This is a genomic window from Algivirga pacifica (assembly GCF_039543525.1).
In the GTDB taxonomy this organism is placed as follows: Bacteria; Bacteroidota; Bacteroidia; order Cytophagales; family Flammeovirgaceae; genus Algivirga; species Algivirga pacifica.
Window position 1 is genome coordinate 18,222 of record NZ_BAABJX010000016.1, and the last position, 23,925, is coordinate 42,146.

At 44.0% G+C, this 23,925-nt stretch carries 29 protein-coding genes; 19 read left to right on the forward strand and 10 right to left on the reverse strand.

From position 1 onward, the window contains the following. Window positions 1-16: 16 nt before the first annotated feature. From ABD985_RS03745 to ABD985_RS03755, 3 genes are read right to left on the reverse strand one after another with little or no spacing between them, the layout of a single operon-like run. Complete coding sequence (locus ABD985_RS03745; protein WP_345369323.1) at window positions 17-586, reverse strand: phage protein Gp36 family protein; 570 nt, start codon at window positions 584-586, stop codon at window positions 17-19. Next, window positions 586-2,130: a hypothetical protein gene (locus ABD985_RS03750; protein WP_345369324.1), complete on the reverse strand. Its 1,545-nt coding sequence runs from the start codon at window positions 2,128-2,130 to the stop codon at window positions 586-588. The genes ABD985_RS03745 and ABD985_RS03750 overlap by 1 nt, the downstream gene beginning before the upstream one ends. Before the next feature lie 4 nt (window positions 2,131-2,134). Continuing rightward, the gene (locus tag ABD985_RS03755) at window positions 2,135-2,569 is read right to left on the reverse strand and encodes a helix-turn-helix domain-containing protein (protein WP_345369325.1); all 435 of its coding nucleotides are present in this window, start codon (window positions 2,567-2,569) and stop codon (window positions 2,135-2,137) included. 168 nt (window positions 2,570-2,737) lie between these two features. Here ABD985_RS03755 and ABD985_RS03760 point away from each other — a divergent pair, with 168 nt between their 5' ends. The 19 genes from ABD985_RS03760 (at window position 2,738) to ABD985_RS03850 (ending at window position 16,975) form a co-directional block, all read left to right on the forward strand. Beyond that, the gene (locus tag ABD985_RS03760; protein WP_345369326.1) at window positions 2,738-3,883 is read left to right on the forward strand and encodes a head maturation protease, ClpP-related; all 1,146 of its coding nucleotides are present in this window, start codon (window positions 2,738-2,740) and stop codon (window positions 3,881-3,883) included. Window positions 3,884-3,885: 2 nt separating this feature from the next. Further along, window positions 3,886-4,782 (forward strand): hypothetical protein, encoded by an 897-nt coding sequence (locus ABD985_RS03765; protein ID WP_345369327.1) that lies wholly within the window; start codon window positions 3,886-3,888, stop codon window positions 4,780-4,782. Window positions 4,783-4,789: 7 nt separating this feature from the next. Continuing rightward, the gene (locus tag ABD985_RS03770) at window positions 4,790-5,026 is read left to right on the forward strand and encodes a hypothetical protein (protein WP_345369328.1); all 237 of its coding nucleotides are present in this window, start codon (window positions 4,790-4,792) and stop codon (window positions 5,024-5,026) included. Then, window positions 5,023-6,279, forward strand: coding sequence for a DUF2586 family protein (locus tag ABD985_RS03775; RefSeq protein ID WP_345369329.1), 1,257 nt, complete (start codon window positions 5,023-5,025; stop codon window positions 6,277-6,279). The genes ABD985_RS03770 and ABD985_RS03775 overlap by 4 nt, the downstream gene beginning before the upstream one ends. A gap of 44 nt (window positions 6,280-6,323) precedes the next feature. Beyond that, the gene (locus tag ABD985_RS03780; RefSeq protein WP_345369330.1) at window positions 6,324-6,701 is read left to right on the forward strand and encodes a hypothetical protein; all 378 of its coding nucleotides are present in this window, start codon (window positions 6,324-6,326) and stop codon (window positions 6,699-6,701) included. After that, the gene (locus ABD985_RS03785; RefSeq protein WP_345369332.1) at window positions 6,701-7,036 is read left to right on the forward strand and encodes a hypothetical protein; all 336 of its coding nucleotides are present in this window, start codon (window positions 6,701-6,703) and stop codon (window positions 7,034-7,036) included. The genes ABD985_RS03780 and ABD985_RS03785 overlap by 1 nt, the downstream gene beginning before the upstream one ends. A gap of 175 nt (window positions 7,037-7,211) precedes the next feature. After that, window positions 7,212-7,727 carry a DUF6046 domain-containing protein gene (locus ABD985_RS03790; protein WP_345369333.1) on the forward strand — a complete coding sequence of 172 codons (516 nt, stop codon included), beginning with the start codon at window positions 7,212-7,214 and terminating at the stop codon, window positions 7,725-7,727. After that, window positions 7,724-8,686 (forward strand): hypothetical protein, encoded by a 963-nt coding sequence (locus ABD985_RS03795; protein ID WP_345369335.1) that lies wholly within the window; start codon window positions 7,724-7,726, stop codon window positions 8,684-8,686. The genes ABD985_RS03790 and ABD985_RS03795 overlap by 4 nt, the downstream gene beginning before the upstream one ends. After that, complete coding sequence (locus tag ABD985_RS03800) at window positions 8,686-9,204, forward strand: hypothetical protein (RefSeq protein ID WP_345369337.1); 519 nt, start codon at window positions 8,686-8,688, stop codon at window positions 9,202-9,204. The genes ABD985_RS03795 and ABD985_RS03800 overlap by 1 nt, the downstream gene beginning before the upstream one ends. Further along, window positions 9,197-9,496 (forward strand): hypothetical protein, encoded by a 300-nt coding sequence (locus ABD985_RS03805; protein WP_345369339.1) that lies wholly within the window; start codon window positions 9,197-9,199, stop codon window positions 9,494-9,496. The genes ABD985_RS03800 and ABD985_RS03805 overlap by 8 nt, the downstream gene beginning before the upstream one ends. A gap of 5 nt (window positions 9,497-9,501) precedes the next feature. After that, complete coding sequence (locus ABD985_RS03810; RefSeq protein ID WP_345369341.1) at window positions 9,502-9,807, forward strand: hypothetical protein; 306 nt, start codon at window positions 9,502-9,504, stop codon at window positions 9,805-9,807. A gap of 77 nt (window positions 9,808-9,884) precedes the next feature. After that, window positions 9,885-10,271, forward strand: coding sequence for a hypothetical protein (locus ABD985_RS03815; RefSeq protein WP_345369342.1), 387 nt, complete (start codon window positions 9,885-9,887; stop codon window positions 10,269-10,271). Window positions 10,272-10,421: 150 nt separating this feature from the next. Continuing rightward, window positions 10,422-10,715, forward strand: a complete 294-nt coding sequence (locus ABD985_RS03820) for a D-Ala-D-Ala carboxypeptidase family metallohydrolase (RefSeq protein ID WP_425550433.1) — start codon at window positions 10,422-10,424, stop codon at window positions 10,713-10,715. A 12-nt stretch (window positions 10,716-10,727) separates the two neighbouring features. After that, window positions 10,728-11,552: a hypothetical protein gene (locus ABD985_RS03825; RefSeq protein WP_345369344.1), complete on the forward strand. Its 825-nt coding sequence runs from the start codon at window positions 10,728-10,730 to the stop codon at window positions 11,550-11,552. Beyond that, window positions 11,545-12,003, forward strand: coding sequence for a hypothetical protein (locus tag ABD985_RS03830; RefSeq protein WP_345369346.1), 459 nt, complete (start codon window positions 11,545-11,547; stop codon window positions 12,001-12,003). The genes ABD985_RS03825 and ABD985_RS03830 overlap by 8 nt, the downstream gene beginning before the upstream one ends. A gap of 1 nt (window position 12,004) precedes the next feature. After that, window positions 12,005-13,021: a hypothetical protein gene (locus tag ABD985_RS03835; protein ID WP_345369348.1), complete on the forward strand. Its 1,017-nt coding sequence runs from the start codon at window positions 12,005-12,007 to the stop codon at window positions 13,019-13,021. 11 nt (window positions 13,022-13,032) lie between these two features. Then, window positions 13,033-13,362, forward strand: a complete 330-nt coding sequence (locus ABD985_RS03840) for a hypothetical protein (protein ID WP_345369349.1) — start codon at window positions 13,033-13,035, stop codon at window positions 13,360-13,362. Between the two features lie 22 nt (window positions 13,363-13,384). Continuing rightward, the gene (locus tag ABD985_RS03845; protein ID WP_345369351.1) at window positions 13,385-15,589 is read left to right on the forward strand and encodes a LamG-like jellyroll fold domain-containing protein; all 2,205 of its coding nucleotides are present in this window, start codon (window positions 13,385-13,387) and stop codon (window positions 15,587-15,589) included. Window positions 15,590-15,922: 333 nt separating this feature from the next. Then, window positions 15,923-16,975, forward strand: coding sequence for an ATP-binding protein (locus ABD985_RS03850; protein ID WP_345369352.1), 1,053 nt, complete (start codon window positions 15,923-15,925; stop codon window positions 16,973-16,975). 97 nt (window positions 16,976-17,072) lie between these two features. On the opposite strand, the gene ABD985_RS03855 is transcribed toward ABD985_RS03850, so the two are convergent. The 7 genes from ABD985_RS03855 to ABD985_RS03885 all read right to left on the reverse strand — a co-directional run bounded on the left by ABD985_RS03855 (window position 17,073) and on the right by ABD985_RS03885 (window position 23,789). Next, complete coding sequence (locus ABD985_RS03855; protein WP_345369353.1) at window positions 17,073-18,008, reverse strand: bifunctional riboflavin kinase/FAD synthetase; 936 nt, start codon at window positions 18,006-18,008, stop codon at window positions 17,073-17,075. 13 nt (window positions 18,009-18,021) lie between these two features. After that, window positions 18,022-18,720, reverse strand: a complete 699-nt coding sequence (gene truB / locus ABD985_RS03860) for a tRNA pseudouridine(55) synthase TruB (protein WP_345369354.1) — start codon at window positions 18,718-18,720, stop codon at window positions 18,022-18,024. Window positions 18,721-18,923: 203 nt separating this feature from the next. Then, entirely contained in the window at window positions 18,924-19,718 is a 795-nt protein-coding gene (locus tag ABD985_RS03865) for an undecaprenyl-diphosphate phosphatase (protein WP_345369355.1), read from the reverse strand. A gap of 37 nt (window positions 19,719-19,755) precedes the next feature. Next, the gene (locus ABD985_RS03870; protein ID WP_345369357.1) at window positions 19,756-19,977 is read right to left on the reverse strand and encodes a DUF3098 domain-containing protein; all 222 of its coding nucleotides are present in this window, start codon (window positions 19,975-19,977) and stop codon (window positions 19,756-19,758) included. Window positions 19,978-20,031: 54 nt separating this feature from the next. After that, window positions 20,032-20,907, reverse strand: a complete 876-nt coding sequence (locus tag ABD985_RS03875; protein ID WP_345369358.1) for a cell division protein FtsX — start codon at window positions 20,905-20,907, stop codon at window positions 20,032-20,034. 365 nt (window positions 20,908-21,272) lie between these two features. Beyond that, on the reverse strand, window positions 21,273-21,635 hold the full coding sequence (locus ABD985_RS03880; RefSeq protein ID WP_345369359.1) for a hypothetical protein: 363 nt from the start codon (window positions 21,633-21,635) through the stop codon (window positions 21,273-21,275). A 570-nt stretch (window positions 21,636-22,205) separates the two neighbouring features. Then, the gene (locus ABD985_RS03885; protein WP_345369361.1) at window positions 22,206-23,789 is read right to left on the reverse strand and encodes an OstA-like protein; all 1,584 of its coding nucleotides are present in this window, start codon (window positions 23,787-23,789) and stop codon (window positions 22,206-22,208) included. Window positions 23,790-23,925 lie beyond the last annotated feature (136 nt).

Consider the following 23,925-nt stretch of genomic DNA (forward strand, 5'->3'; position numbering starts at 1 on the left):
GTTTAAACAGTGTATCTTAATACCTGTGGTCTTCCCGAAGGTGAGAGCCGTACCGAAGGGATATAAACGGGTTTCCTTCGGTGATCTCCTTCCGGGGAAGGTCTGCCTCGATCTGTCCCTGGGCAACACCGGCAAGCCATTCCATCGCCTCGTCAAAACGCTGCTTTCGATGTGCGGGAACATCTCCCATCGCAAAGGCAGAATAGGCGTGGTACAAGGCAATATCAATCGAATACATCACCACCAAGGAATCCCTTGGATCATCCTCTTCCCAGTAGTCCGTATCCAAGGGTGTTTCACCTGCGGTATCCTGCAGGCAGCGGTATACCTTGTAGGCAGTGTCATCTTCCAGTTCTCCCTTGAAAAAGCAGTAGTCCTCGGCACTGTAGCTCACCCCATCCTGAAACAGGAATAGTTTCGGGAACACCTTTGCTACATCATACCTTCCCATCAGGTAAGACTTCACCTGGGAAAGTGCCGCCGATTCACTTTGCAGCATGCGGGTGTCAGAGGTTCCGTGCAGGAAAGTCCTGATCTCGGACTGCAGCTGCATATTGTAGTCGGAAGGAATCAAGTATCGTATCATTATATGTCTCGTTTAGGTTTTCTCTTGCCAAGCCTCGGCTTGAAGCGTTGCTTGGCGGTAAATTCATTTAGCTTGGAGATGGCGCCATGGTCTGCATCGGGCGCATCATCAGGAGCGCCGCTCCCTTCCTCGAAGGCAAGAAGTTGGTCGAGGTCTGCCATATGGTCCGAGGTATCTTTCAACTTTTCAGAGTAAAAGACGTTCCTGCGTTCCCAGTAAGGAGCAATCGCCTCGATACGGGTAAACTTGTTGTCTTTCCTTCCCTTGTCCGCTACTATTGGGATATAATATCCCCGATCATCACCCACCTCGTCAAACTCATGGACAAATTCATCCATGGCAAAAAGGCCTTCTATATAATAATGTATGGAAGCACCCTGTAGGTTATGGTCCTCATATAGATCATACAGCCATTCGGCAGCCTCTTTCCTTGATGCCTGCCGTACAAAACAGTGCAACTGGTGAAGCTGCCTACCGGTCTTTCCCCAAAGCTTCAAGGCCTTGAAGTCCCCCGACTTCTTGTAGGATAAGTCCCCATAGATCACCAAGGCATCATATTTCCTCAGGGACAAAGGTTTGGTGTATTGTATCCATTCCCTTTTAAAGATCTTGCCGTCCTCAATGGGGTTGTTCATATATTCCCCTTGTGCAGCACGATAGCCCAGCTTGGTAAACTTCTCCTTCCAGTACGCCTTGGTATATTTGGCAGGCCATGTTGGTTCACCATTTTTATCCAGGGCATTGACCCTGAGATGGAAATTGGTGATCTTAAAACCTTCCTCCTTGCAAAGCTTGATTGTCTGGTCGTGATGCTTGACCATATTGGCAAGAATAGAGTTCTTGTGAATACGGTTGTTTGCCATGACGAAACGCTCACGCCCTTCATCAAAACATCCCCACAAGTCCTTTTGTATCCATTCCACAGCTTCCCGTACACGCTTAGGATTTTTACAACGCTCCTTTGTGTCCAGGTCATCGCATACGATGTAGTCAGGGCGTTGCGATCCATTACGAACACCACGGGGGGATTGCCCCAATCCCAAGGCGTAGAAATGCACACCCGTCGTGGTCATAAAGTTGCCATCAGCCCAATCTCCATGCTGATACATCTTACCGTAGTCATTGGCAAAGCGTTGGTTAAACTGCAACTGTGCCTGTATATCGGAAAGAAGCTTCTTGGCTTTGGCTTCATTTTCACCAATCAGAAGCATGAACTTCAATTCCTTTTTCACCATCAGGAATAAAGGAATTCCCATACACACATGCACCGACTTTGCCGCCCCACGGAACCACTCCAGGAGCAATTGTATAACTGGGTACTTGACAAGCAGATTGGCTGCCTTCCTGTGGAAAGGGGCGCAAGGGCTTTTTGCATAGTCCGGGAAATAGTATTCAAACCATCGGACATAATCTTTTTCCAGCCACTCGATCCGCTTGACCTTCTCCCTTACGGTCTCATTTAAATCTACTGCAGTAGTCTTCTCTACCCGCTCACAATGCTCCCTGAATTCCCTTAGGAGCTTCTCATATTGCTTATCCGTCATCCTATTATACCTCTAGCTCTGCCTTGTGCTGCACAAACTGCATCTCGTACTTGGTGAGCTGTGCCGCAAATTGATTATCGATTTCTATCAGGAAGTGATTGAACTCCTTGAAAACAGATACGACCGTATTGGCCGTGATCTTGTCGCCCATCTTTTCCCTGGCACTGACCATCTTGTTGATGGCGTCCGCCTTCTTTGCCAGTGCGCCTGAGTCCGAGTCCTCTTTCATGGAGTCCAGGATCATCTTGTCCAGGTACTCCTTGATTTTATGGGGTGCAGAAAGCAGGAGCTCACGTCTCTTTTGCCAATCCCCTTCCTTTACCCATCGTTGGATGGTTCGCTCCGTCACGCCCATGAACTCGGCAATCTTCTGCGTGCTTTCCCCATCATTGATAAATAGCCTCTCGGCCATCGCCTTCTTTTTCTCACTTGCTGTCATGGTCTTCCTTTTTTTAGCAATGAGCATAGAAAACCTCATCCCGTTACAAACATGTGACGAGATGGCGCAAACATGTGTCAAATTTCTGCAATGTTCTCACCGGTTCGATGGGATAGGTACTTATTGCCACCATAGCGATTGTCAAAACGAAAACAGAATGAACCAGGAATGAAGATCATAGCAAAAGGGAACGGAGTAGTGAAAGTGAGATTCTATGGAGATATCTCTGAGTGGGGAAGAAACAATGCCCGAAGCTTCAATGAGTTCCTGGATCAACTGGCGGAGGAGCATGATGAGATGCATCTGCACCTGCATTGCAATGGTGGTGACGTAATGGAGGGGTTGGCAATGTTCAATGCGATCCGCAACGTCGATATGAAGGTGATAGCTTATGTGGACGGGATAGTAGCCAGTATGGCGACCATCGTAATTCTGGCGTGTGACGAGGTGTATATGCCTCGTAACACTTACCAGATGATTCACGAGGCACTCACTTATACAAGAGGCAACGCAAAACAAATTAGGAAAACAGCAGACCTGCTCGATAAAATAACAGAGAGCCTGTTTGAGCACTACCTGGAGGTCATCCCTCCAGAGGCCGTGGAGAAGATCAAGAAAATGATGGATGGCGAAGACCATTGGCTCACGGCTCAGGAATGTAAAGACCTGGGGATTATCACAGAGGTAATCTCCACATCCTCGAAAGTGCAACTGCCGGAAAACCTAGGGACGGCAAACATGAGTATCGATGCTGTATTTGAGAACAGTTTATTACAGGAAGAAGAAGACGAAGAACACACGATGAAAGACACTACGAAGGCAAGTATTTTGGCACTTGGTGTATCGTCTGTCACCGCAACGGATGAAGACCAGATGGTCTCTCAGTTGGTGGCGCACACTTCAGGTCTTCAGGCAAAGGTGACGGAACTATCCGCCCAGCTTGATGAGATGAAAGAGGCCGTGACAGCACAACGCAAGCAACAGGTCACTGATTTGTTGGAAGCAGCCGTAAAGGATGGCCGCATCATCGCAGAGCAGAAGCCATTGTATGAAACCCTGGCACAGTCCGATGAAGGTTTCGAGTCAGTGAAGAACATCATTGGCAAGATGCCGGTAAGGGCAAGCATCACCGATCAGCTGCAAGGCGCAGGAGGTAAGAACTCAGCCCCGGAAGCTGGTGAGGATCGCTCGCAATGGACTTGGGAGGATTTCCAGGCAAAGGCTCCCGAGGCGCTGGAGGCTATGGAGCAGGAGAACTTTGAGAAGTTTGCAGCCCTGTACGAAAAAGAGTTTGGAACTAAACCCGCTAAATAAGAATGGCAGTACATAAGGAAATTTGGATCAGGGAAGTGGAGAAGGCAATGCGTGCTACTCCTTCTTTCCTTAGTGAAGTGCCGGACCGCTCCGCACTGGTTGGCAACAAGGTGATTCACCTTACGGAGCTGGGCGCAGACCCGCAGGTATTGATTGACAATACGGTGTATCCGATTGCAACCAGTACTTCTGCAGACACGGACGTAACGATTGTATTGAAGAAGCTGGACACGACCAACACGGAAGTGACAGACGATGAGCTTCACGCCATCTCTTACGACAAGATCCGTGAGAAGACGCAGCAGCATGCCGATACCTTGAGTGAGAAGATCGGTGCGTTGGGATTGCATTCCTTGGCGCCTGCAGCCGATGGTGCATTTACGCCAGTAGTGGAAGCGACTGGAGCGGATGATGGAACGGGTAGAAACCGTTTGACACCGCAGGACCTGGCAACGTTGAAGCTGAAGTGCGACAACATGAAGATCGGTACAATGGGTCGTATCCTGGTATTGTCTCCTGCCCATGTAAATGACCTGTTGATGGTAGATCAATCCTTCAAGGATCAGTACTACAATCTTCAGACTGGCAGAGTCTTGAACCTTTGCGGTTTCAAGATCTATGAGTTTGCCGAGCCAGTGTATTACGATGCGGCAAATGCCAAGAAGTCGTTTGGCGCTGTACCAGGGGCAACGGATAGAATCTCTTCTATCTTCTTCTACGCACCGAAGACCTTGAAAGCGCAGGGCGACGGTCAGGGATCGGCGAAGACGAAGATGTACTTCCGTGATTCCAAGATTGATCCTGAGCGCAGAAGTTCAGTGGTAGGTTTCCGTACCTATTTTATGTGTGTACCGAAAACGGGTAAGTATATCGGTGCAATTGTATCACCTCAAGCCTAAGCAGTAGATGAGACCAACGAAGAAGCAAAAGGAGCAGGCACAGGATATCATGGAGAAGCACGGCCATGATGCCCTGTACGTGAACAAGAAAGGAGAATTCTTTACGTCAAAGAACCTGGCGTTGAACTCCGTGAAAATGGAGGAGCAGCACATTGCCCTGATTGAGAAATCGGAGGCAGTGGCTGACGAGCCAAAGGAGGAGGCAACGGCAGAGCAGGACGAGAAAAAGGAGGATAAGTCATGAGCACAAAGGGAGTAATCATAGGTTCAGGCAAAGTGGGAGCTTCTATCCTGGGAGACTTGGATAGAACCTCTGCCTTGATTGCCCACGGGGTGGCGATTGCGGATAATATCGATTTGCTGCAGACCGTGGAGCTGTATTCCGTCAATGATGCTGAGGCTTTGGGATTGGATGCAGAGTATGACAGCACCAATGCAGTAAGGGTACATTACCATATCAGGGAATTTTTCCGCTTTGCAGGTGAAGGGACTAAGCTGTTTTTGATGCTGGTGGATCAATCGGTAAGCCTGTCGGATATGCTGGAGGATGTCTCCAGTCAGTATGCGAAAAAGCTAATCGTGGATGCTGCCGGTGAGATTCGCCAGATGGCAGTGGCTTATAATCCTGCTGCAGGCTATGTCTCTACAGCATTGGACGGTCTGGACGATCAGGTGGTAGCAGCGATTGCCAAGGCGCAAGGACTGGCAGATTGGGCGCAGGCGACTTTCCGCCCTATTAACGTATTGCTGGAAGGGTATTCCTTCAATGGTACGGCAGCAGCGGCAGGAGACCTAAGAGACCTGACGGACTTGAAGGCTACCCATGTTTCTGTCGTGATCGGTCAGGATTACGACTATGCTGCTACACAGGACAGCATCGGACAAAAGCATGCGGCAGTGGGTACGGCATTGGGTTGCGTGGCAAAAGTGCCGGTAAACGGGAACATCGCAGAAGTAGAAACCATGAACCTGACGGATGCAACGACAGGCGATTGGCTTACGGCGGGTGTAAGTTCTCATGTTACTTCTGCCTCTATGGAAGCAGAATGGGACACCCTCGACCTGAAAGGGTACATCTTCCCAATCCGCTATACGGGATTGGATGGGGTGCGATGGAATGATGATCATACCTGTACGCCAGTGGAGCAGGATGCACAGGGAAATATCAATGAGCATTCAATCAGCTTGGGGCGTACCGTCAACAAGGCAAAGCGAGTATTGCGACAGGCACTCTTGCCAAAGGTGAAGAGTACGCAACCTGTCGATCCGAATACCGGAAAGTTGCCAATGACCGTCATCAAATACTTTGAGGGTATCGGGGAACAGGCACTGGGTCGCATGGAAGCGAACCAGGAGATTGTGGAGAGCCGCACGGTGGTAGATCCAAACTCTGACCTGTTGACACCTCCCAAGGAGCTATTGGTAGATTTTGAAGTGGTTCCATTCGGTCACATTGGTGTGATCCGTGGAGCGGTAAATCTTAGGAAAGCACTATGAGCACAACAGCGAAGATAAACGGTAAGGCGTACGACAGTGCCGATGTGAATGTCAACCTGCTGGGCAAGGACCTCATTGAAATCTCTGAGGTAAGCTACAGCACGGAGCGAGAGCACCAGTTGAACTATTCATTGGGCAATGACAAGGCGACGTCTTACAGTATGGGCAAGTATAGCCACAGTGCTTCCTTGACATTGTATATGTCGGAAGTGGTGGCGGTAGAGAATGCGATGGGAGGCGACAAGGATCTGACCAAAATCAAGCCTTTCCAGGTAACGGTAACTTATGCCGATGAGTCCGGCAACGTGATCACGGATAAGTTATGGGTGAAGTTCCAGAGCCAGGGCCGAGAGGTCACAGGCGAGATGGGACTGGCAAAGCAGTTTGATATGTTTGCAATTGATATCAAGTATAACGTCTAATGGAAGAGAAGAAAGAAGAAATTTTGATTGCAGGCTCTACGGAGAGCCAGCGCAAGGCATGGAAGGCAAAGCGTGGTAAGCTATCGGTATTGTCTGTAGAGACCGAAGAAGGGGATGAAAAGGAATACGTTGCTTGCCGTCCAGATCGACATACTCGCTCACAAGTGGAGAAGTATATTGACAAGGACCCCATGAAGGCACGAAAGATTATCCTTTCCAATTGCCTGTTGACCGGCAAGGAAGAAGTAACCACGGATGATCAGCTTTTCTACTCGGTAACGGATACGCTATTTGAGTTGATGAGCGTCCCCAAGGCGACCCTCTCGCCATTGTAGAGGGAGCGCCTCGAATTGATACCCGGGAAGGGCATGATGAAATAAGGAAGCTTAATGCTTTAATTACTTTCTTTTTTCATATCCCCTTTCCTGAAGAGTTACCGGATGAGGTATTCTGGGAAAAAGTAAGACAGATTGAATGGCTCTCGGAGCAAGGCGTTTTAGGAATCAGGCAATGAGGTTTAAGGTAAAGGAACATAATGTAGCATCACAGATCGTAGCAGACAACAAGCAGCCCAAGGTATATAACAAGCCTGAGGTGTTTGTGGCTCCTGATCCCATGAAGCTGACATTGGAGGCGGTGGATGGCTCCTCAAGGTTTGTGTTCCAGGAGACGCCGGTGATCAATGCCCGTCGCCGCAAGCATATTGTGGTGACAGAAGTAAATGAGGGGGAGAGTGAAGTGGTGGAAGTGATCTCGATGAAGGGTTGGGAACTGAGTTTTCGGGGAAGGCTGGTGGATGGGGATACCCACCAGTACCCCGATGACCAGGTAAGGGCACTGAATGACTTCTTTGAGTACAACAAGAATATCAAGGCCTACAATGAGAAGTTGACCGCCTTGGGAATTGTGGATATCCTGCTGGTAGATATGGATATCCCCTCGGAAGCTGGGTTTGTGGATACGCAAGAGTTCACAATCACGGCAAGGAGTGTTCGGGAACCGGAATTAAACCTGTTGGAGCTATGAGCAATGTCTATACACTTTCCAGCAGGATTGTTATCGGAAAGCTGGAGATACGGTCAGACCTGAATACCGGTATTAATAAGGTAGTGATCAGAAAGTCGGTAGAGAAAAATACCGACACGGCAACCTTATATATACCGAGGGCTTTGATGTTAAAGGATAGGTTGATTGAGCAGTATATCAAGGAGGGTGACAAGGTACAGGTGTGGTTGGGTTATGATGGCCGGTTGCAAAAGGAGTTTGAAGGGTATGTGAAAAGTGTTGCAACCGGCTACCCTCTAAAGATTGAGTGCGAGGATGAGATGTACAAGCTCAAGACGGCAGTAGCGGATAGGTCCTTTGAAAAGGCAACGCTTAAAGACCTTTTAAACCATGTCGCTCCTGCTTATTCCAAGCAGTATTTCGTGGATGAAAATACCAGCCTTGGAAGTATCGCCCTGAAGAACGCTACCGGTGTCCAGGCATTGGACAAGCTTCGAGACTATGGCTTGCTTACTTACTTCCGGGATGGGAAGCTCTGTGTCGGGTTCCGCTATTCTGCCAGCTTCAAAACTTATGTGTATGATATGCGCTACAATGTGCGTAAGCATTCACTGAAGCTAAAGAAAGCCAGGGATACCAAGATACTGGTAAAGGCAATCTCCAATTCCAGAACAGGAAAGAAGGTGATTGCTACTGCAGGAGATAAGGACGGAGCCGTAAGAACCTTGAACTTTCTGGATAAAAGCAAGGTAGAGCTGCAGAAGATTGCAGAGCAGGAGCTTGCCAACTGGAAGTTTGATGGTGTAGAGGGAACAGTCACAGGTTTTGGCTACCCATTGGTGCAGGCAGGTGATCAGGTAGCACTGATTCCCTCCAGTTCTTATCAGGAGTTTGAGGGAACCTTTACGGTGCAGGAAGTAGAAACCGAGTTCTCTACTTCAGGGTTTAGCCGCAAATGTAAACTAGGATTTAAGGTGTAATGGACAATTTGGTAAAGCTGATCCAAGAGATCATCAAGCGTGAAGTGTCGCAGGAGCATCTCTTTGATGCTACCGTGACAAAGGTGGATAGAACCTCCAAGACCTGTACCGTGGAAACGGAGGAAGAGGAGATATACTCCGTGAGGTTAGCAGCGATTGAGGGAAAGAGCAGCATGGTGCTTTATCCCAAAGTAGGTTCCAGTGTGGTATGTGGTGCTTTGGAAGGAAATACCCGTAATGCATGCATCCTGAAATACTCCGACTTGGAAGAGGTTGAGCTGAGTGTGGACAAGGTGGTGGTCGGTTCTGGAGAGAGTTCGATGGTCAAGGGTGAGGAGCTTTCAAAGCAACTCGATACCCTAAGCAAGCAAGTGCAGTCCATTATCCAGGCAATCAACACGGCGGCAGTAGCCCCATCGGACGGAGGGGCAACCTTCAAGACCAATATGATTGCCCAGCTATCCAAGGAGCAGCCAGACTTTACACAGATCGAAAACAAGAAGCTTCGTCATGGCTAAGGATATACTACTCAATGAGAATAATGAGCTGCTGATAGTGAATGGTGATTTTGTGGTAGGAGAAGCCGATGAGCAAAATATCCGCCTAAACCTGGTCAGTCACAAGGGAGACTGGAGGCAACACCCAGAAGCAGGCTTTGGCATTGATCGTTTTATCAAGTCCAGTGAGGCAGACACAAACCGATTCAAGGCAGAGCTGCAGCAGGCACTAAGGCAAGATGGGTATCGCTTGAAGTCGCTGGATATCGATGAGGGGTTTGAGGACTTCAATTTAGAATTTGAAAAACTATAGAAGGGATGGAAGATATGAATTTAGCGAAAGCAGGCGAGTTGGTTGCGGATACAAAAGACCAACCATATACCGTAAAGCTCTTGGTTGGAATTATGCTCGGACTGTCTGCAGCATTAACGGCTGTATCGGTACAAGTATTCAGCCTTTCCAATAAGATGACAGAGGTGGTCGAAAAGAACACACAAGCATATGTCCAACTAGGCAATACCATTGAATCATTGCAGAACTCCCATCAGTCAGAATTTGAGCAGTTGAGGGAGGAGTTCAAGGAGTTCAAAAAAGAACAGAGAGAGCGTACAAAGGGGAATTAAAGGTAAGTGATAAGGTTTACCCCACCTAATGGAAGAAGCTTACTTTATTATAGCGGCAGCATATAACTGTTAATTGTATGAAGTTTATCGAATTGGTACAGAAAGCCATCCAGTTCCGCTGGTTGATCCAGATCATCATCAACCTGATTGTATCAGGGGTGAACCTGGTGAAGAACAAGGAAGCCCTGCAGAAAGCAGGTGAAAAGTTGAAAAAGATTTTTGGACAGGTTGAACTCACGGAGGACAACATTGAAATGGCGGTCGAGACCATAGAATTGCTCGAGAAATCCGGGGGAGGGATTCGCAAGTTGCATGAGTTATTGAAGGAAGCGGATGAAGAAGGCTATTTGGACCGACTCGACGAGGTGATACGGCCTGGTTTGGTACAAGCCAAAGCCGCTGCAGGGAAAGACCCCGAAGCTGGAGAGTTCCAGACTTTCAGAACGAACACTACTAAACGTTAGTGTACAGTGAGTGTAATAGGTATAACAATAGCCACCATCACGATCATAGCGGTGGTGGCTATTTTTTCCAAGAAGCCTAAACGAAAAGTGAAGATGATAAATTTTGAGAAGAGAGAGTTTAAGATGGGCGACAAAGAGGTGTATAAACACATGCACCAGGATACGCTAGCAAAGCTTGACGCCATGCGGACCATCGCAGGTTTTCCGTTTGTATTGACCTCGACCTACAGGGACAAGGAGTATAATAAAAAGGTAGGCGGTGCGCCGAACTCATCCCATACCCGAGGCAGAGCAGTGGACATTCGTATCAGTTCCTCTGCAGAAAGATACAAGGCAGTACAGGCTGCACTCTTTGCCGGATTTACCCGCATTGGGATTGCAGAGGAGTTTGTGCATGTGGATGACGACCCGTCTTTGCCGCAGGCAGTGATTTTCACTTACTAAATATAAGGAGCTATGGCAAGGAGTGTACAGGAGATATTCGATTCCATGATGACCAAGAAAGAAGAGGTTGCGGAGCTGGCAACACTCTCTGAAGAAAAGGATATCAAGGATGCCTTGGAAGGGGTCGATATTGATAACAATAGTAAGTATTCTATTTGGAGGCTAGTGGCGTATGTAGTGGCTTATGTGATCCATATCCATGAGGTGATCTTCGATACACACAAAGCAGAGGTAGAGCGAATGATCCTCACGGCAAAGGTGCATACGAAAGAGTGGTATGCCGAGAAGATGCTGCAATACCAACACGGGGATACACTCCTTTTTAACCTGGAGACCAAGCAACCTTATTACGATACGATTGATGATAGTAAGCAGATTATCTCCAACGTGTCGGTAAGTGGCAATGGGTATGCGATTGTAAAGTTAAAGGGAGAGTCTGGCGCCTTGACAGAGGCGGAACGCTCAGGAGCAGAAGCCTACTTGCGGGATATTGCGGAACCTGGGGCGCAGCTTGCAGTGGTGTCATTACCCTCCGATAAACTGAGCCTTACTGCTAAGTTGTATTACGAGCCTGAGTTTGATGTCAATGTCATTGCCCCTGCAGTACAGCAAGTCGTGATCAACTATATACAGAACCTGCCATTCAACGGCATGTTTCAGGTGTCCGACATGGTGAACCTGGTAAAGCAAGTGGAAGGGGTGACGGACTTTTACCCACAAGTAATACAGGCTCGATCTGAAACAGGGACCTATGCTCCTGTTGAAGCTCGCTATTACCCAGCGAGTGGCTGGATGGAAATAGAAACCTACAACATAACCAATATTGCAGATGTTTGATCTTGATTCTGAGCTTTTGTCGTATCGATCGCTACCTCCCAAGTTGAGAGAAAAACTGATTGCCTTTGTTCGGGTGCTGATTACTCCATTGGTGGCATTGAAAGCATTACTCATTTCGTTCCGAAATACCACAACCTATAAGTTATCCTGGGGACGCTCCAAGATCTCGGTAGAGACCTTATTAAGACAGGAGTTTGATGATGATGAGATTTACATCACAACCGTATTGGTGAATTATGATGAATTTCTACTCTCACCATCTTCTTACAAATCGATGACGCCACGTCTGGGAAGCTCTTACCTGAGGACTTCCGGTGAAGGAGTCTCTTTGGAGCAGGCGCAACTCACGGTGCAAATACCTTCCTACCTATCAAGTCAGGAAGACAAGCTAAAGGCGATTCTGCAGGACTACCTGCACGCAGGATTTATTTACGAGATTCAATACGTCTAATATGAAATTACTTAATCAACCACAAAGAAGTATTCGCCCAGTGACGGAAGACTTTACGCACATCTTCGGAGGGATTGAAGATATAGCGCAAATCGTTGCCAAGATCCTGCAGGAGTCTTCCGTACCCTCCCGAGCATACGGCGTAGAATGGACCGTTGATGGTCTCGATTATGAATGCACAGAGGGAGTCATTATTTACCAGGGAAAACACTATAAGGTAGATGCTTTCCAAGGAACAGCAACAGGAAGTGAAGTACCTGTATTCAACATTGTCAAAACGCCCTTAGCCCATGAGCCACACGACGAGTTTGAAGGCTTTCAGAAGGTAGGTGACTTCACCTGGACAGAAGAGGAAAAGCTTGTCCCTACTTTTGGGGCAAGAGGTACTGGAGAGTTTGACTTTGATGTAGTCATCAACAATCCTGTCAAAAGAAACTCTGATGCGATTGCCAACTTCCAAGGTTTGAAGTCAGGAATGATCGTCGATTACTATGGTAGCCTTGCCAACTTCGACGCTTCAGGTCTCGGGATTGGCGACATGGTTGGTTTTGCGTTGTGTAACGGAAAGAAACACGGTAATATCCAAACGCCAGACCTAAGAGGGCGTGTGATCGTTGGTAAAGCAGATTCTGCACTAGCCAACGGAAACCCAGAAGCCAACCTGTCCGAATATTTTGAGATTGGAAACATTGGAGGCGAAAGAGAAACTACCCTTACAGAGGCACAATTACCTACTCACACACCTACGGGTATTCTGGCATCCAAAGCCGTTGATGTAGACATCCTAAAAGATGGTGTGTCCATTAGTCAGGACTTTGTGAAGACCACTTCTACTGATACAGGTGGAGGCGGTAATGTCCAGGCATTTGATTGGGGCTTATTGGATGACGGTACGAATGACTTCCAAGTCAATGCAGAGCTAAACAACGATGCCTTGACGATGGACAGTATCGGAGGCGATGAGGCACATGATAACCGTATGCCTTTCATGGTATTGGGTAAGATTATGAAACTATAACATACAAACATATGGCAACTGTAGATGAAATCATTGCCGCCCGATCGGCACGGCAAGCAAAAGAGGATGAGCTGGATGCTGTGATACAGAAGTATGCACAGTATGAGGAATTAGAGGAGTGCGTAAATGCAGGAGAGGCAAAAGCCATCTCCTATGAAAAGAACACCGCAGACGGGCAGCCTTTTCGTGTGATCTGCCATGCCCTTACAGGCGAAAAGAAAAGTTTTGTATTTGCTAATGCAGACTTGCATCAAAGCACACAGACACAAGGAATATCCGCAATTAAGGCTTGGCTAGAATCCGAAATTACCCGCCTTAACACCGAATTAAGCGCATTATAAACACCGTTTAAGCACTGATTAAATGAGGAAGAGAATCACTATAACCGAGGGGCAAAATCTTATTGATCTTGCTATAACGTATTACGGTACTGCCGAGGCAGTATCCCAGCTTATTGCCGATAATCCGAGCGTATCCATTAACCAGGTAATGCGAGCCGGAGATTCCCTTATTATTGATACAGACAATGTAGTAAATGACAATATTGTCTCGTACCTGGCAAGCAATAAGACTCGTGTCAATACAGGTGATGTGATTCTCCCTATTGCGCCTAATAACCTTACTGCTCTGCCGGAGGGTATCGGTGCTATCCGCCTGAATTGGGCAGATAATAGCAATGATGAGGACAAGTTCGAGATCTTCAGGAAGCAAGAAGGAGGCTTCTATGAGAAGATTGCCGAGGTATCGGCAGACGTAGAGACTTATCTTGATGAGGAGCTACTTGATAATACCTCATATACTTATAAGGTGGTAGCCACCAACGTTGTTGGCTCTTCTATTGATAGTAATGAGGCTACGGCAATTACCCGTGATTATGACTTGGAGCTGTTCTTTACCGCTGATGCAATGACGGTGGACTTTACGTCTTCGGCTGCTCAGGATGTTACTTGGCGTTTTGTTTCGGGTGCTTATTCGCTTAATACACATTCGCTTCCTGGTTCTCTTACGATTAATCAGGCAGGCGGTGCGAGAGTGCGCTTTTACTTTGATAACGTTGCCCAAGTTACGGCTATTTCTGTCGATGACTTGGCACAGCTCCGTAGCACGTTGGAGGTGGATGACCGCTTTACAGCTCTGCGAACGCTTACGGCTAGGAATGGTAACTTTGTATTGAAGCCTGGCGCTTGGGTGCAGAATGCAAACGTTACCCTGGATACAGAAAACTCGTTGGTGACTATAGCGAATATCAAGGCTAGTATTGATAACCTGATCACTGCCAACGGGGGTGATCCGGCGGCTTTGGATGGTGAAGGATCTTATGATAGTGCTCAGGTGGGGTATTCGACTACAGCCACTACGCCTGTACAGGATCGTGTTTTTAACATCGGAACTTCCACTGATCCTATTGAGTTTGATACTGAGGATGCGGAGAAGAAGCTGATTTGGGAGAAGATTCTTGCGCTTGGGACTACGGATGTGAATGGTGTGGGGTGGCTTATTACTACGGTTAAGCAGATCTGTGTTAAGTGGCTGGAAATGAATAGCGGGGACTCTTACGATGTGGTGACTTATCTGGAGGAGACTACGGAAATTTTGAGTACAGAGAAGATTGAGGGGGATGATATGATAATTCAGCTTTACCCTAGTGAGGCGGATGCTCAGGCAATGACGGGATTACTTGCTGAGGGGCGAGCGTATATCAATGCATATTTGGAGAGCAAGGTTTGGAGTGAAGGTGAAAGGCTAGGACTTAGGGCTTTTGCGATAGATAATCTAAGTACGGGGAATGAGATTGAGGTGAAGTATAAGGCTATTCCTGTAAATGAACGTGGTTGCGGAGTGACTGTATCAATAGACTCTGTATTGTCTATTGATGCGGATTTTGCGTATCATTTCAATAAAGTTATTCAAAAAAACTACGATGGACCTTTTTACAACAGTATCAATGGGAATGATGAATACGGGCATCTACTTACATTTTTTGATCAATCAGGCAAAAGTTTATCGTTAGATGAACGCTATGGGAATGCTATTGACGTTCAAAGTGATGGTTTAATCTATACAGGAAGTGGGTCAAGAATCGAAAAAACATTATCTACACCTTTTTCTCTCAATGACTTCTCATTATCTGCTTCATTTTTACAGCTTTCATCAACCGGTGAAGGAGGGAATATAATAGCTTTAGACACAGAAGGAGGTACAGGTTCTGGAGATACATTACAATTATCATCTTATAGACAAAACACTAATGATAATCATAAAGCTGCTTTAGGTGTAAGAATGAATGGAGGCGGTTTTAGTAGAGTTTTGGAAGCAGGAAGTCTTATCGCTAATCAAATTAACTATATCACATATACTTATTCAGCGTCTAATTCAACGTTAAAATTGTATGTAAATGGTGATTATGTAGATGAATTAAACATTGATTTGAGTGCTGCACAAACAGTTCATCAAATACGATCCGGCAAGACTTCTGGAGTACATACAGTCAGGACTCATGGAGCTGTGATCCACAAGAGGGTGTTATCTATTGATGAAATTAAACTACTTCATCAATCAATATTGTAAAAAATAAAAGGCTACTTAAACAGTGTTTAATCATTGTTTAAGTAGCCTTTTATTTTTTATTATCTTGTGCACAAATCAAGGTGAATCGTGATCACATTTCGATTTGCCGTTTATAAATAACTCATTTTTTTTGTTTTAAATTCTGTGTTTTGCCCTTGTAAAGTGAATCTAATACTGTTGTAAAGTCACTACCACCTTTATTTCGTTATATTTTTCTTGAAAAAAAGTGTTTATTCCACTGTTATTTATTAGTTTATAAAGAACACTATCAACAAAACGTAAATGTCGCCAAGTACATTCATTTGCATTCTTTACCCAACAATATAAACAAACATGAGAAAGAGCCTAATCATTATCTTTTTGGTAACGGTAGGGGTGATGGTACAAACGGTTGCACTAACCCAAGACACATCGGCAACTGTCAGACAAGTGGAGCAGCTAGATACAAAGGATCAAGCTACTTTTCTTAATAATCAATTGATTGCCATGGAGGAACGTCTCAAGGTACAAACCCAACAACAGTATGCTTCATTTGCTATTATTTTGCTATTATTTGGAATGTTATTATGGGCAATGATTCGCCTCTTTTCAATGAAACAAAATGTATTGCAGCGGATCGAAAGCAAGAGAGAAACCATGACAGAGTACCGGGAGCGGATACAACAGCTCGAAAGTTTGATTCAAAAAACAGAGTCAGAATTGAAGCATCAAAGGGCTTCGGAGTTGAAGTTGAAAAATACTACAGAAAAAATTCTGGAGTTTACTACTGATAAGTTGCAGGGAATTTATGAACTGGAAGGAGTAGGGGCAGACTTATCTAATTTTCTTCCGGAAGATGAAGTGGCTCCTATTATAAAAGATAGCCCACTATATCAAGAGCTAAAGCAGTTAGTGACCAAGGAAGTTACTGATAACGATTATCAAAGAGATAATATCTCTTATATCTTAAAAGATGCTTTAGGGAAACTTAATGAGATTTATGACCCCAATCGAATATCCATTAAAACTTCTATAGCCAACACCCCTGACATTATATGTCGTCCGCACGCCTTACGATCAGCTTTTGCCAATATCTTACGAACCTCTATGGATTCTATTAGGGGAAAAGGGAAGATGCAAATCTCTATTTATATGTCGATGGGAGATTTACAAGTTAGTATAACGGATAATGGAGAAGGCTTAGAGGACGATCTATTGAAGCAAATGAATAATTATCGATCTGAGCGTAGTGAGTTTGCCCAGCATGAATTATGGTTGAGTAAAGGAGTGATCGAAAGAGACCACAAAGGGAGGATTGAGGTGAACAGCGTCCCTAAGGTAGGAACAGATTATGTGATTACCTTGCCGGTTATAGGAAACAAGTCTGAAACTGTTGATAATGTTTAGTTGAGCTTCGCTCGTTCATAATGTTTAGTTGTTTTACTTATCTAATCAACTAAACATCATCAACGAGCGAAGCTCAACTAAATATCATGAACAACTGCTAGCTTTGAAAAAGCTGTAAGGTGTTCTGTTTGTCAATGCTCAGCTGATGAATCAGTTCATCGACATTGCTAAACTTTTGCTCATTGCGTAAGAAGTCTACGAATCGGACACTAATCTCTTCCCCATAAATGTTTTCATTGAAGTGGAAGATATTGACTTCTATAGTTTTTTGCGATCCATCAGTTACAGTAGGTTTGTTGCCTATATTAAGCATACCCATATAGCGCTTTTGATTGATCTCTACTTCCACAGCATAGGTGCCATTTTTAGGAATCAGTTTATAGTCCACATCCACTTTGATGTTGGCTGTGGGGAAACCGATTTTACGCCCTAACTTATTACCATCCGTAACGGTACCATGGATCATGTACCGATAGCGTAAGTACTTGTTAGCTCGTTTGACATCCCCTTGATGTAAAGCCTCCCTGATCTTGGTTGAACTGACGGCTACTTCCTCGAGTTCCTGCTTGGGGATTTCCTCGACCTCAAATCCAAAAGAAGGAGCGTGCTCTTTTAGATAATCAAAACTACCTTCCTGATTACGGCCAAACTTATGGTCGTAGCCAATCACCAGTTTATTGGTCTGTATCCCATCAATAAGAATATGTTGTATGAACTCCATGGAAGTCAACTTGGAGAACTCCTTATTAAACTCCAAAACAATCAGGTGATCCAATCCATTTTGTTCGAGAAGCTTAATTTTCTCCTCTAACGTAGTTAGTAGTTTTGGATGTTTTTGAGGATCATCAAACAGCACAAAACGTGGATGTGGCCAATAGGTGATCATCACAGTTTCGGCTCCTTCCTCTCTTGCCGCTGTGGTAATTTGCTTCAAGATTTGCTGGTGGCCAAAATGTACGCCATCAAAGGTGCCACTTGTCACTACTGTTTTTGGGGGTGGAATAAACTCCTCTATGCTGCGGTATACTTTCATGTTGATGAGATGCCTACTGTTCTTGTTTGATCATTTCTATAAACTTATCCAAGGCGTAAGCATCAGTAAGTTTGTGTTCACCAATACGAGTACGTCTTAAACCGGACATATAGGCTCCTACACCTAGCTTTTCTCCAAAGTCACGCACAAAGCTTCTGACATAGGTACCCTTAGAGCATACCATTCTAAAATCGATAGTAGGGAAGTCTATATGTAAGATCTCTAATTCTTTTATCTCCACTTCACGAGGATCAATCTTAATCTCTTTTCCTTCACGGGCAGCGTTATACGCTCGCTTTCCGCCTACCTTTACAGCTGAGTGGGCAGGGGGGATCTGTTGTATTAATCCCGTAAACTCCGGAAGTAACTTTCTTACGTCCTCTTCGGTGATATGACTGTAATCAGTGGTGCTGTCAACTTCTGTTTCCATATCAACAGAAGGTCTGGTTTCACCAATAACCATTTGTCCAACATACTCTTTCTCTTCTGCTTGGATGTATTGAATTTGCTTGGTCATTTTGCCTGTACACAAAATCAACAATCCTGTCGCTAATGGGTCCAGGGTACCCGCATGGCCCACCTTTTTTACTTTTACAGCGTACCTTACTTTGTTGACCACATCGAATGAGGTCCATTCATAAGGTTTGTCGATCAATAATACTTCACCTGCGGCAAAGTCAAAGTCTTCTCTACGTTGCTTTCTCTTCGACATGAATTTATGGTTTATAAAGGGAAATAGAACGCTATGTTTTAGTCTAAAATATAGTTATTCCAATATTTCCTTTTGAGGTTTGATCTTCTTTTATCGCTCAAATATAATATAGCAAATAGAAAATGCCGGTGAAAAACCGGCATTTTTGAATAATCTCTTTATGAATGATAGATCCTTTTGCACTAAAGGCAGTTGATAACGATCTATACCAGAAAGGTATACAGTACCGATCCTCCACCTACAGCTAAACAATAGATCGCAAAATAACTTAGGTTACTTCTTTTTACCAGAGCAATCATCCAGTGACAAGCAATCAACCCAGAAATAAAGGCTGCTAAAAAGCCAACCATCAAAGGCACAAAAGTGTCGTCACTTGTTGTAAGAGCGCCATCCATAACATCCTTTGCCATTTTACCCAAAATCAATGGAACAACCATTAGGAAAGAGAAGCGGGCTGCTCGGTCACGGTCAATTCCTAGTAATACAGACGTAGAGATCGTAGCTCCTGATCTGGAAATACCTGGAAGAATGGCAATAGCTTGAGATATACCGATCACAAGTGCATGGAAAAAAGTGACATTCTTTTCCGTATTTTTAGCCTTATCAGCCATGATTAGTAGGATAGCCGTTACAATTAGCATGGAGCCTACTAATAAGATTTGTTTATTAAATAGCGCTTCTAGTTCATCATTGAAGAACATCCCTACAAAAGCAGCTGGAATCATTGAAAGAATAATCTTAAAAGAAAAAGCGGTATCCTCATTCCATTCAAATTTCAATAGGTTTTTGAGGATAAAGTAAATGTCTTTACGGAAGATGACAATTGTACTCAAGGCTGTTGCTGCATGGAGTACTACCGTAAATAACATACTTTCTTCTTTTACACTATCATCACCCAAAATGGCTTTGGCTAGCTCCAGATGCCCACTACTGCTTACGGGTAAAAATTCTGTAAGTCCTTGGATAATACCAAGAATAATTGCGTCGATAATCTCCATGATGATTGTTAAAGTTTAATGCTTAAGTATTGATGATCTAGTTAGTTTCTTCTTCACTTTTGACCAGTATGGAAGCAGCAGAAAGGACAAACCCAACCATGATCGTAATCGGTCCTACAGTCAGGCCTAATACACCAAAGCCATGAGGCTCGCTGTCAATAGCCATAAGGATAAATCCAAGGGCAATGACGAGTACACTTGCCAACATTAGGATATAATTACGTTTGCCAAAGGCCAATGCTTTTTTAGAATCGCTCATCTTAATCTAAATTGTTTATGTTAAGAGTAAATAGTTTATTCTTTAATAGACGTATTAATAAAGGTCGTCTAATCTCATTTTAAGGTATTTGCTGATCGCTCCGTAAACACTTAAAGTACCAATCAAAATACCGGATAGTACTAAGCTGACAAAGATTAAGCCTGTGAAATAATAATCAGAAATTTCTTGTATCTCAGGCCAGGAGTATTGTATCATATACTGGAGTCCCACAATCAAAAGTGTGGCAATACTTCCACCGATAATGCCATGGTAACATGCTCTCCATAAAAATGGCTTTTTGATAAACCCATTAGTTGCTCCTACTAATTGCATACTTCTGATCAGGAAGCGCTGAGAGTATAAAGCCAGTTTGATCGAATTATTGATCAAAAAGATAGAGGTTAATATAAAAGCCAACGCTAGCACCCCTAATACCTTACTTACATTGGTGACATTTCTTCTGATTTCCTTGATTAAGTTTGGGGTATAGATCACCTCGTGTACCTCTTCCATCCGAGAAAGTTCTGCGACGATCTGCTGGGTGTGAGTAGGGGTAAGGAATTCTTTTCGGACGATAATCGTATAAATATCCCTCAGTGGATTTTCATCCAATAGTTGCATAAAGTCTTCACCCGTTTCTGCTTTTACTTTGGCAGCAACGTCTTCTCGGGAGGTGAAAGTAATAGGATGTTTCTTGGAGATATATGGTTTGGAAGATAGAGATTTACCTACCTTTTGTATACGCTCCTCTAAGATACCTTTTTTTAATACCACCTGCATTTCCACAGCATTTTGCATTTCTTCTGTGAGGATGCGGGCGTAGTTTAAAAAAAGAAGCATAAGTCCTATCATAAACAGTGCGCTACTCATACTGAAAAGTACATTGGTGTATGGGTAGGTACCGACTTTTTTCTTAACTGCAGACGACACGGGCTACTTCTGGTTTATAGATATAACAAAAAAAAACGGCTTTAATCCATAGGATGATTAGTGATGAATGGCATCCTGAACAGACAAAGATATAATTTTTTAAGGTAAAAGGTAAAAGGTAAAAGGTAAAAGGTAAAAGGTAAAAGGTAAAAGGTAAAAGGTAGGGGCGATCCCATGTGATCGCTCAAGCAGGTACAGGGTATAATATGGGAGAACAATTTATTGCGCAATAAAAAATCCCCGATACATTTGAACAATGCAATCGGGGCGCTTAAGGTGATACAATAAATTTAATTAACATAAGCATACGCTTTATGGTGAGGTGTGCTGAAGAACTTTAAAGAAGAGATAACATCCTATCACTGTTACGCTTGTAGCGCTTTCTCTACTAGGGTAACGGTCAATAGGGTTTCCTTCCCATTTTCTTTCTTCAATACCTTGCTACCTACTTTGGTGCCGCTAGCTAGTGTTGACCAGTTATCCATTGTTTCAAAGATATTTTCGGCCAATACCAACTCTTCTTTTTCTTTGGTGGTTGCTTTTTCCTCTTCTTTCTTAACGGCTTTCTTTTTAGCACCGTGAAGGATAAACCATACCATACCCATAAAGATACATAAAGCGGGAGCAATTCCTTTGGCTAATGTCCAAAGGTCTTGGTTGTAATGAATGATTCCAGCAAGAATCGTTAGCACAATAATAGTTTTCAATAGTTTTTTGATCGTCTCCATAATTCAATTGTGTTAATGGAGGACCGTGTGATATCTTGCCTAATCGATCTAAGGGGCAAGAGGTACCGGTCCAGGTCCAGTGTCTTGAGTTTCTTTTGAGTTCATGTTGTGATTACGTTTGTTTGAAGGCATCAGTGTGCCTTGTGCTAAACCTACGGTAGGTAGGCCTATTCCACGTTCTGCTCTTTTTAGCATCGCAGTAGTTTTTAAATGGTGAATAAATAATTTAAGAATAGAAGAGATACGCTTCTGTGGGGCAATAAAAAAGCCGATCCCTTGTTGGAAGGATCGGCTTATGTATATTTTCCTTATTCAGGATAATCAGCATTTCCCTTCTCGGAAAACACCGCTACATACAGCCAACCCATTATAACTTCTATCCAACTGCTCTAGTCCGATAGCGTTATAGCTTGTAGATGGGGCGATATGTTTTATACTGAATAACATTGGTATCTCTCTTTTAAAGATTTGTTGCACGAATATTGATAATAAAGTTTAATTGTCCAAATAAAATTTGGATAAATTAATAAAAAAGCGTCCTCGGTACATTGAGAGCGCTTTTTTATTGATTTAATTATTCTTCTTCGTAAAGAAAGCAATTGGCAAATGACTTGGTACGCCTCTACGTTTACGTACCTTACTTACTACCTCTGTTTCTTTTGGTTTTTCCTCTTCTCTGATCTTGAAGCCAGATAGACGGCTGTTCTCTTTGGTGATTTGTTCCGGAGGAACAATCTGGCTATCGTGACGGGCATGGTATTTCAGCTCATTAAGCTCGCCAGCATCATCAAAGTCCATGGTCATCTTGGCACATTTGGTAACGTTCATGCCTTCTACTTTTTTGGTGCGATCGTCCATCACGTAGTAAATAGCTTCGCCGTTACCATTGATATCAATATAGTCGATCTTTTTACCATCCATATTGGCAATAATCTTACGTCCCTTGATCTGGTTGTAGTTGTTGGTGCTGTCTTTGGAGATTACAAAGGCATCTCGGTCAAGGTACATCTTTTCCATTCCCTTGGAAGTAATTTGGGCCTTGATGGTACGTCCTTCCATTTGAGTGCCTTGTGCCCAGATCACAGGTTCCTCATAGAAGTAAATCATAGAGTCATTATAGAAGTATACCAGGGAGTCGCACTTCGACTTGATATCCTGATTGTATACTTGTACACCATGATAAGCATATAGTGTAGTTTCCTCTGTCAATGTATCATTATAAGAATACAAGGTGTCAGCGGCCATGTAAAGTAAGTTCTTGAAGCTTCCTTGCATTGGACGGGCCATTAGTGCATTACCATATGCTTTGGTCTCTTTACCTTCATGGACTACCTCGTCAGCAAAAATGGTAACAGAGTCTGTCTTGCTGTAGAAAATAACATTTCCTTTGGCATAAGAGTCACCACTGTCTTTTTGGGAGTCAATATAATCAGCCACGATCACGTAATCGTCATTTTCAACAACTGCCTCTCCTTCAAAGTTTACCTCTCCTGTTTTGGTATTGTAGTTACCTGCTTGAGCAACTACATCACCATCCTTGGAAGTAATAGTGGTTTCTGTATTAAATGTGGCAATTTCTGTGTCTCTATGATAGGTTACAGCCTCACTTTCCAGGTGTTGATCCTTTTCTCGGTCATCAATGACTACATTGCCTTTAAAGTCTAGTTTTTCTTCTTTCAGATAACCTTCCTTACTGGTTAGTGTCATGGTGTTCTTGAAAACCTTTCCGTTGGTCAGGTACTTGGCTGTTTTATTTTTGCTGTAATAGTACAGTTTGTCCGTATAAAGTTTTAGGTCTTCATCTGTCAAGACTACTTCTTTTCCAGTAATGACAATTTCTGAATTTTTCGGGTTGTACGTTAGCTTGTCTCCTGTAATAGTCGTTTTTTGATCTACGACCTTTACATTTCCTGTAGCTGTTACAAAACGAGTTTTGGTATTTTCCCTAGCGACATCACAGTATACGGTTGAATTTCCTTGGGTGATTTTAACTCGTTGGGAAGGAGTACTCAAAAAGACCCTGAATTTTTCACCGCCTACTGATTCAGATTTTAACTTAGCGGCTTTAAAGTTAATTTTATCACCTTGTGCATACGTGTTGATCGTCAAAAGCAGCAAAAGCAAGCTGCCAATAATCGAAATGTTTTGTCTCATAATCTCTATTGTTGGTCTATAGTCTTATAAAGTAATCCTTCAAAACAGATAAGTATACTTCTTTAGCTTTTTTTAAAGGATTTTGACTTTTTCTAATATTTCAGCCCTGATTATTTTGGTGAAGTACAAATGTATG

What these genes read in the sequence shown, in the direction of transcription:
- ABD985_RS03745 (WP_345369323.1), bottom strand. Translation starts at nt 586, where the DNA reads ATGATACGATACTTGATTCCTTCCGACTACAATATGCAGCTGCAGTCC.
- ABD985_RS03750 (WP_345369324.1), bottom strand. Translation starts at nt 2,130, where the DNA reads ATGACGGATAAGCAATATGAGAAGCTCCTAAGGGAATTCAGGGAGCAT.
- ABD985_RS03755 (WP_345369325.1), bottom strand. Translation starts at nt 2,569, where the DNA reads ATGACAGCAAGTGAGAAAAAGAAGGCGATGGCCGAGAGGCTATTTATC.
- ABD985_RS03760 (WP_345369326.1), top strand. Translation starts at nt 2,738, where the DNA reads ATGAAGATCATAGCAAAAGGGAACGGAGTAGTGAAAGTGAGATTCTAT.
- ABD985_RS03765 (WP_345369327.1), top strand. Translation starts at nt 3,886, where the DNA reads ATGGCAGTACATAAGGAAATTTGGATCAGGGAAGTGGAGAAGGCAATG.
- ABD985_RS03770 (WP_345369328.1), top strand. Translation starts at nt 4,790, where the DNA reads ATGAGACCAACGAAGAAGCAAAAGGAGCAGGCACAGGATATCATGGAG.
- ABD985_RS03775 (WP_345369329.1), top strand. Translation starts at nt 5,023, where the DNA reads ATGAGCACAAAGGGAGTAATCATAGGTTCAGGCAAAGTGGGAGCTTCT.
- ABD985_RS03785 (WP_345369332.1), top strand. Translation starts at nt 6,701, where the DNA reads ATGGAAGAGAAGAAAGAAGAAATTTTGATTGCAGGCTCTACGGAGAGC.
- ABD985_RS03790 (WP_345369333.1), top strand. Translation starts at nt 7,212, where the DNA reads ATGAGGTTTAAGGTAAAGGAACATAATGTAGCATCACAGATCGTAGCA.
- ABD985_RS03795 (WP_345369335.1), top strand. Translation starts at nt 7,724, where the DNA reads ATGAGCAATGTCTATACACTTTCCAGCAGGATTGTTATCGGAAAGCTG.
- ABD985_RS03800 (WP_345369337.1), top strand. Translation starts at nt 8,686, where the DNA reads ATGGACAATTTGGTAAAGCTGATCCAAGAGATCATCAAGCGTGAAGTG.
- ABD985_RS03805 (WP_345369339.1), top strand. Translation starts at nt 9,197, where the DNA reads ATGGCTAAGGATATACTACTCAATGAGAATAATGAGCTGCTGATAGTG.
- ABD985_RS03810 (WP_345369341.1), top strand. Translation starts at nt 9,502, where the DNA reads ATGGAAGATATGAATTTAGCGAAAGCAGGCGAGTTGGTTGCGGATACA.
- ABD985_RS03815 (WP_345369342.1), top strand. Translation starts at nt 9,885, where the DNA reads ATGAAGTTTATCGAATTGGTACAGAAAGCCATCCAGTTCCGCTGGTTG.
- ABD985_RS03820 (WP_425550433.1), top strand. Translation starts at nt 10,422, where the DNA reads ATGCACCAGGATACGCTAGCAAAGCTTGACGCCATGCGGACCATCGCA.
- ABD985_RS03825 (WP_345369344.1), top strand. Translation starts at nt 10,728, where the DNA reads ATGGCAAGGAGTGTACAGGAGATATTCGATTCCATGATGACCAAGAAA.
- ABD985_RS03830 (WP_345369346.1), top strand. Translation starts at nt 11,545, where the DNA reads ATGTTTGATCTTGATTCTGAGCTTTTGTCGTATCGATCGCTACCTCCC.
- ABD985_RS03835 (WP_345369348.1), top strand. Translation starts at nt 12,005, where the DNA reads ATGAAATTACTTAATCAACCACAAAGAAGTATTCGCCCAGTGACGGAA.
- ABD985_RS03840 (WP_345369349.1), top strand. Translation starts at nt 13,033, where the DNA reads ATGGCAACTGTAGATGAAATCATTGCCGCCCGATCGGCACGGCAAGCA.
- ABD985_RS03845 (WP_345369351.1), top strand. Translation starts at nt 13,385, where the DNA reads ATGAGGAAGAGAATCACTATAACCGAGGGGCAAAATCTTATTGATCTT.
- ABD985_RS03850 (WP_345369352.1), top strand. Translation starts at nt 15,923, where the DNA reads ATGAGAAAGAGCCTAATCATTATCTTTTTGGTAACGGTAGGGGTGATG.
- ABD985_RS03855 (WP_345369353.1), bottom strand. Translation starts at nt 18,008, where the DNA reads ATGAAAGTATACCGCAGCATAGAGGAGTTTATTCCACCCCCAAAAACA.
- truB (WP_345369354.1), bottom strand. Translation starts at nt 18,720, where the DNA reads ATGTCGAAGAGAAAGCAACGTAGAGAAGACTTTGACTTTGCCGCAGGT.
- ABD985_RS03865 (WP_345369355.1), bottom strand. Translation starts at nt 19,718, where the DNA reads ATGGAGATTATCGACGCAATTATTCTTGGTATTATCCAAGGACTTACA.
- ABD985_RS03870 (WP_345369357.1), bottom strand. Translation starts at nt 19,977, where the DNA reads ATGAGCGATTCTAAAAAAGCATTGGCCTTTGGCAAACGTAATTATATC.
- ABD985_RS03880 (WP_345369359.1), bottom strand. Translation starts at nt 21,635, where the DNA reads ATGGAGACGATCAAAAAACTATTGAAAACTATTATTGTGCTAACGATT.
- ABD985_RS03885 (WP_345369361.1), bottom strand. Translation starts at nt 23,789, where the DNA reads ATGAGACAAAACATTTCGATTATTGGCAGCTTGCTTTTGCTGCTTTTG.